At 67.9% G+C, this 5,534-nt stretch carries 7 protein-coding genes; 5 read left to right on the top strand and 2 right to left on the bottom strand.

Going from position 1 to position 5,534, the window contains the following annotated elements; all coding sequences use genetic code 11:
• Together ACWF94_RS31895 and ACWF94_RS31890 are read left to right on the top strand one after the other, a co-directional pair.
• A partial coding sequence (locus tag ACWF94_RS31895) for a dihydrodipicolinate reductase C-terminal domain-containing protein (RefSeq protein ID WP_453496396.1) occupies window positions 1-237 on the top strand: 237 nt, incomplete at its 5' end.
• Window positions 238-244: 7 nt separating this feature from the next.
• On the top strand, window positions 245-718 hold the full coding sequence (locus ACWF94_RS31890; RefSeq protein WP_453496393.1) for a hypothetical protein: 474 nt from the start codon (window positions 245-247) through the stop codon (window positions 716-718).
• Between the two features lie 172 nt (window positions 719-890).
• Here ACWF94_RS31890 and ACWF94_RS31885 read toward each other — a convergent pair whose 3' ends face one another.
• On the bottom strand, window positions 891-1,451 hold the full coding sequence (locus ACWF94_RS31885; RefSeq protein WP_453496390.1) for a hypothetical protein: 561 nt from the start codon (window positions 1,449-1,451) through the stop codon (window positions 891-893).
• Window positions 1,452-1,543: 92 nt separating this feature from the next.
• Window positions 1,544-1,783: a hypothetical protein gene (locus ACWF94_RS31880; protein ID WP_453496387.1), complete on the bottom strand. Its 240-nt coding sequence runs from the start codon at window positions 1,781-1,783 to the stop codon at window positions 1,544-1,546.
• A 201-nt stretch (window positions 1,784-1,984) separates the two neighbouring features.
• Between ACWF94_RS31880 and thyX the strand changes: the two genes are divergently transcribed.
• From thyX to ACWF94_RS31865, 3 genes are all read left to right on the top strand, one after another.
• Window positions 1,985-2,725 carry an FAD-dependent thymidylate synthase gene (thyX, locus tag ACWF94_RS31875; RefSeq protein WP_453496384.1) on the top strand — a complete coding sequence of 247 codons (741 nt, stop codon included), beginning with the start codon at window positions 1,985-1,987 and terminating at the stop codon, window positions 2,723-2,725.
• 238 nt (window positions 2,726-2,963) lie between these two features.
• Window positions 2,964-3,863, top strand: a complete 900-nt coding sequence (gene dapA, locus ACWF94_RS31870) for a 4-hydroxy-tetrahydrodipicolinate synthase (protein ID WP_453496381.1) — start codon at window positions 2,964-2,966, stop codon at window positions 3,861-3,863.
• A gap of 130 nt (window positions 3,864-3,993) precedes the next feature.
• The coding region (locus ACWF94_RS31865) for a ribonuclease J (protein ID WP_453496378.1) at window positions 3,994-5,534 on the top strand (1,541 nt) is incomplete at its 3' end.

Genomic DNA, 5,534 nt, shown 5'->3' with positions numbered 1-5,534 from the left:
GCCCTGGACGGCGCCCGCGGCGCCGACGTCGACGGCGTCCCCGTCCACTCCGTACGGCTGCGCGGCCTGCTGGCCCACCAGGAGGTCCTTCTCGGTGCCGAGGGTGAGACCCTCACCATCCGGCACGACTCACTGCACCACAGCAGCTTTATGCCCGGCATCCTGCTCGGCGCCCGCCGCGTCGTGTCCACCCCCGGCCTCACCTTCGGCCTGGAACACTTCCTCGACCTCGGCTGAGCACCCCATGCGCGCCAAGATCACCTATCTCGCCACGGCAGCCGCCCTGGTCGTCTACTTCGTCCTCGTCGGCAGCCGCGGCCTGATGCTCATCCAGCAGGGCACCCTGATCACCGTCTCCTTCGGCCTCGCCGTACTGATCCTGCCGGTCATCGGCATCTGGTTCCTCTGGAAGAACACCCAGTTCGTCACCAAGGCCAACCGCCTCGCCGCCGAACTCGACGCCGAGGGCGGCCTCCCCGTCGACGAACTGACCCGCACCCCCAGCGGCCGCATCGACCGCGAATCCGCCGACACCGTCTTCGCCCGCCGCCGCGCCGAGACCGAAGCCTCCCCCGACGACTGGCGCTGCTGGTTCCGCCTCGCCATCGCCTACCACGACGCCCGCGACACCCCCCGCGCCCGCAAAGCCATGCAGAAGGCCATCGCCCTCCACTCATGGTCTGAGGGGGAGGCATCTTCCAGCCTCGCCGGCGATTGAGGCGGCGTTCGGCCCGTGGGCCTGGGCGTCCCGAGGGGGTAATTTCCAGCCCCTCCTGGGGGTCCCTCCCAGGCGAAGCCCTGGGGGAGATTGAGGAGCGGGGCACGGGGCGGAGCCCCGACAAGAACCCGCGCCACTCCCGCACGCCCCCAGGGGCACGCCCCAGGCCCGGTCACGCGCCCCGATACTCCGCCGCCCACACCTCCACCGCATCCGCCGCCCGATCAAACGCCTCCACTCGCGACAAGAAGTCCGCGTTGTGATCCGTCAGCAGCGCCAGCGGCTCTCCCCGCCTGCCCGCACCGCTCCGGACGAGCAGCAGCGCCTGCCCCTGCACCGTCCGCGGCAGCCCGAGCCACCGCACCGGCTGCTGCACCGTCCGTACCTCCGACGCCTGGCTCCACTCCACCGTGGTGGTGAGGAAGAAGCCGACCCTGCGCAGCCCGTGCCTGCTCACCCATACCCCCATCCGGAGCAGCCGCAGCGCTGTCGTGATCACCGCGAGCCCCAGCACCAGACAGAGACCCGCCGCAGACAGCTCGCCGGCGAAGGCGATGATCATCGTGGCGAGCAGGACGAACGAGGCGAGCAGCAGCAGTACGGCCGACGCCCCGACCCGCCAGGGGCCCGGACGGTACGGGCGCCGCCACTGGTCGTGATCATCGAAGGGCAGCGCGACATCGTCCGCATGGGCGTCAAACGCACGGTCGGCCGTAAGGAAAGGCAGGGGCACGACTGATCCTCACTCACCAGCACACTCGGGGGCTGTGACGGGTGAGGCTACCGAGGTGCCGACCGGCCGACCACCCCAGGGGGCCGTACGAGTCAGCGGCGCTCGGACGCCTCGGACTGCTGGGCCTGACCGGCGCCCGCGGTGGACTCCAGCGCGGGAAGTCCGAAGAGCAGGGAGCCGACCAGCCCGGCCACAACCGTCAGCCCGATCAACGTACGCCCCGTGAGCTGGGAGACGCTCGGACGCTGGCGCGGCGGCGGAGTGACATTACTGCGGAAGCTGTCGGCCTCGGATATGAACGAGAACGGGACGGCCTCTCGCCGGCGGAGCATCAGGACACTCTCCTTGATCTGTGCGGCTTGATCTGTGCGACGGATGGGACCACCCGTACAGCTGTTACCCGTACAGACGAACAGAACGTCGAATCGGTGCCCGATTTCCCCGAATCGGCCACCGATTCCGCCGGGAGAGGGGCGGAGCCGGGTCGATTAGAGTGGTTGCCGCCCAGCTCAGCCACAGAGAGGACCCTCCCGGTGACCGACACTCCCGCCGAGACCGCGACACCCAGCTTCCGCGGTGATGTCACCGTGGAACTCGTGAAGCACACCGCATCGGACTCCGATGTGCTGTGGGCCGCCCGCGTCTCCACGGCCGGTGAGCAGTCCCTGGAGGAGCTCCAGAAGGACCCGCAGCGCTCGAAGGGGCTGATCAACTTCCTGATGCGGGACCGCCACGGCAGCCCCTTCGAGCACAACTCGATGACCTTCTTCATCAGCGCCCCGATCTTTGTCTTCCGTGAGTTCATGCGGCACCGCGTGGGCTGGTCGTACAACGAGGAGTCGGGCCGCTACCGGGAGCTCCAGCCGGTGTTCTACGTCCCCGGCCAGGACCGCAAGCTCGTCCAGGAGGGCCGTCCCGGCAAGTACGTCTTCATCGACGGCAGCCCCGAACAGCACAAGATCGTCAGCGAGGCGATGGAGGACTCCTACCGGCGTTCGTACGAGACCTATCAGGAGATGCTCGCCGCGGGCATCGCCCGCGAGGTCGCCCGCGCCGTCCTCCCCGTCGGTCTCTTCTCGTCCATGTACGCGACGTGCAACGCCCGCTCGCTGATGCATTTCCTCGGCCTGCGCACCCAGCACGAGCAGGCGACGGTCCCCACCTTCCCGCAGCGGGAGATCGAGATGGTCGGCGAGCGGATGGAGGAGCACTGGGCGAAGCTCATGCCGCTCACGCACGCCGCCTTCAACACGAATGGCCGTATCGCTCCCTGACCCCCACCGCCCGACGCGCGCGGCGATCGCCCCCTCTGGGCTGCACGGAAGCACAGATGTACGGTTTCGCGCGGCGAAGTGTCCGCATTGCGATGTTTCGTGAAGTTCATCTAGGCTGATCAAACGGACCCGGCACTGCCTGAACCCCCGAGCAGGCAGTGCCGGGTTCTACCGCCCACGTCGTACGTCACGTCCCAGAGGGGACACAGCGTGCTGAGCAACGAGTAGCGTGTTACCCATGGCTCCGATCTCCACTCCGCAGACCCCCTTCGGGCGGGTCCTCACCGCCATGGTCACGCCCTTCACGGCGGACGGCGCACTCGACCTCGACGGCGCGCAGCGCCTTGCGGTCCACCTGGTGGACGCAGGCAACGACGGTCTGATCATCAATGGCACCACCGGTGAGTCGCCCACCACCAGCGACGCGGAGAAAGACCAGCTCGTACGGGCTGTACTGGAAGCGGTCGGAGACCGGGCCCATATCGTCGCGGGCATCGGCACCAACGACACCCGCCACAGCATCGAACTGGCCCGCACGGCCGAGCGCAGCGGCGCACACGGCCTGCTCGCGGTGACGCCGTACTACAACAAGCCCCCGCAGGACGGCCTCTTCCAGCACTTCTCAGCCATCGCCGATGCGACAGAGCTGCCCGTGCTGCTCTACGACATCCCGGGCCGCAGTGGTGTCCCGATCGAGACCGAAACCCTGGTGCGCCTGGCCGAGCACCCGCGTATCGTCGCGAACAAGGACGCCAAGGGCGACCTCGGCCGCGCCAGCTGGGCCATCGCCCGCAGCGGACTCGCCTGGTACTCCGGCGACGACATGCTCAATCTCCCGCTCCTGTCGGTCGGCGCGGTCGGCTTCGTCTCCGTCGTCGGTCATGTCGTGACACCGGAGCTGCGCGCCCTTCTCGACGCGCATACGAGCGGCGACGTGCAGAAGGCCACCGAGATCCACCAGCGGCTGCTCCCGGTCTTCACGGGCATGTTCCGCACCCAGGGCGTGATCACCACCAAGGCGGCGCTGACCCTCCAGGGCCTGCCCGCCGGGCCCCTCAGGCTCCCTCTCGTGGGCCTCTCCCCGGAGGAGACCGCCCAGCTGAAGGTCGACCTCGCGGCCGGTGGGGTACAGCTCTGAAACGCAGACTTCACAACTGAATACCAGCAGAATCCGGCCGCTCGGCCGGACCCAGACAACAGCAAGTGCACGAATGTCATGTACGCCACGTGCCTCAGCGGTACGTGGCGTATGTGGTGAGGAGAGTCTTTTGAGCCATCCGCATCCTGAACTCGGCGCCCCCCCGAAGTTGCCCAAGGGCGGCCTGCGCGTCACCCCGCTCGGCGGGCTCGGCGAAATCGGCCGGAACATGACGGTCTTCGAATACGGCGGCCGACTGCTGATCGTCGACTGTGGCGTTCTCTTCCCCGAGGAGGAGCAGCCCGGAATCGATTTGATTCTGCCCGACTTCACCACGCTCCGGGACCGACTTGACGACATTGAGGGCATCGTCCTCACCCACGGCCATGAGGATCACATCGGCGGTGTTCCCTTTCTGCTGCGGCTGAAGGCGGACATCCCGCTCATCGGCTCCAAGCTGACCCTCGCCCTGATCGAGGCCAAGCTCCAGGAGCACCGGATCCGTCCGTACACCCTGGAGGTCAGCGAGGGCCGGCGGGAGCGCATCGGCCCGTTCGACTGCGAGTTCATCGCGGTCAACCACTCCATCCCGGACGCCCTCGCGGTCGCCATCCGAACCCCCGCGGGCATGGTCGTCCACACGGGCGACTTCAAGATGGACCAGCTCCCGCTGGACCGCAGGCTGACCGACCTGCACGCTTTCGCCCGGCTCAGCGAGGAGGGCATCGACCTCCTGCTGTCCGACTCGACGAACGCCGAGGTCCCGGGCTTCGTCCCGCCCGAGCGCGATATCTCGAACGTGCTGCGCCAGGTCTTCGCCAACGCGCAGAAGCGCATCATCGTGGCGAGCTTCGCCAGCCATGTGCACCGCATCCAGCAGATCCTGGACGCGGCACACGAGTACGGCAGGCGCGTCGCCTTCGTCGGCCGCTCCATGGTCCGCAATATGGGCATCGCCCGTGACCTCGGCTATCTCAGGGTCCCGGCCGGTCTCGTCGTGGACGTCAAAACCCTCGACGATCTGCCGGACCACCAGGTCGTCCTCGTCTGTACGGGCTCCCAGGGCGAACCCATGGCCGCCCTCTCCCGGATGGCCAACCGAGACCACCAGATCCGGATCGTCCAGGGCGACACGGTCATCCTGGCCTCGTCCCTGATCCCGGGCAACGAGAACGCGGTCTACCGCGTGATCAACGGCCTGACCCGCTGGGGCGCGAACGTCATCCACAAGGGCAACGCCAAGGTCCATGTCTCCGGCCATGCCTCCGCCGGCGAGCTGCTGTACTTCTACAACATCTGCAAGCCGAAGAACCTGATGCCGGTCCACGGCGAATGGCGCCATCTGCGGGCCAACGCCGAACTCGGCGCCCTGACGGGTGTCCCCAAGGACCACATCGTCATCGCCGAGGACGGCGTGGTCGTCGACCTGGTGGACGGCAAGGCCAGGATCGTCGGCAAGGTCCAGGCGGGATATGTGTACGTCGACGGCCTCTCCGTCGGCGATGTCACCGAGACCTCCCTCAAGGACCGCCGCATCCTCGGCGACGAGGGCATCATCTCCGTCTTCGTCGTGGTCGACTCCACCACCGGCAAGGTCGTCGGCGGCCCGCATATGCATGCCCGGGGTTCCGGTATCGAGGACTCGGCCTTCAGCGCCGTGATCCCCAAGAT

Source organism: Streptomyces sp. NPDC055078 (assembly GCF_053607985.1).
The sequence above is the reverse complement of the archived record's forward strand: the minus strand, read 5'-3'. Positions and strand labels throughout refer to the sequence as shown.

Excerpts from the sequence above, each read along its gene's own strand:
- ACWF94_RS31890 (WP_453496393.1), top strand. The coding sequence starts at position 245 with ATGCGCGCCAAGATCACCTATCTCGCCACGGCAGCCGCCCTGGTCGTC.
- ACWF94_RS31880 (WP_453496387.1), bottom strand. The coding sequence starts at position 1,783 with ATGCTCCGCCGGCGAGAGGCCGTCCCGTTCTCGTTCATATCCGAGGCC.
- dapA (WP_453496381.1), top strand. The coding sequence starts at position 2,964 with ATGGCTCCGATCTCCACTCCGCAGACCCCCTTCGGGCGGGTCCTCACC.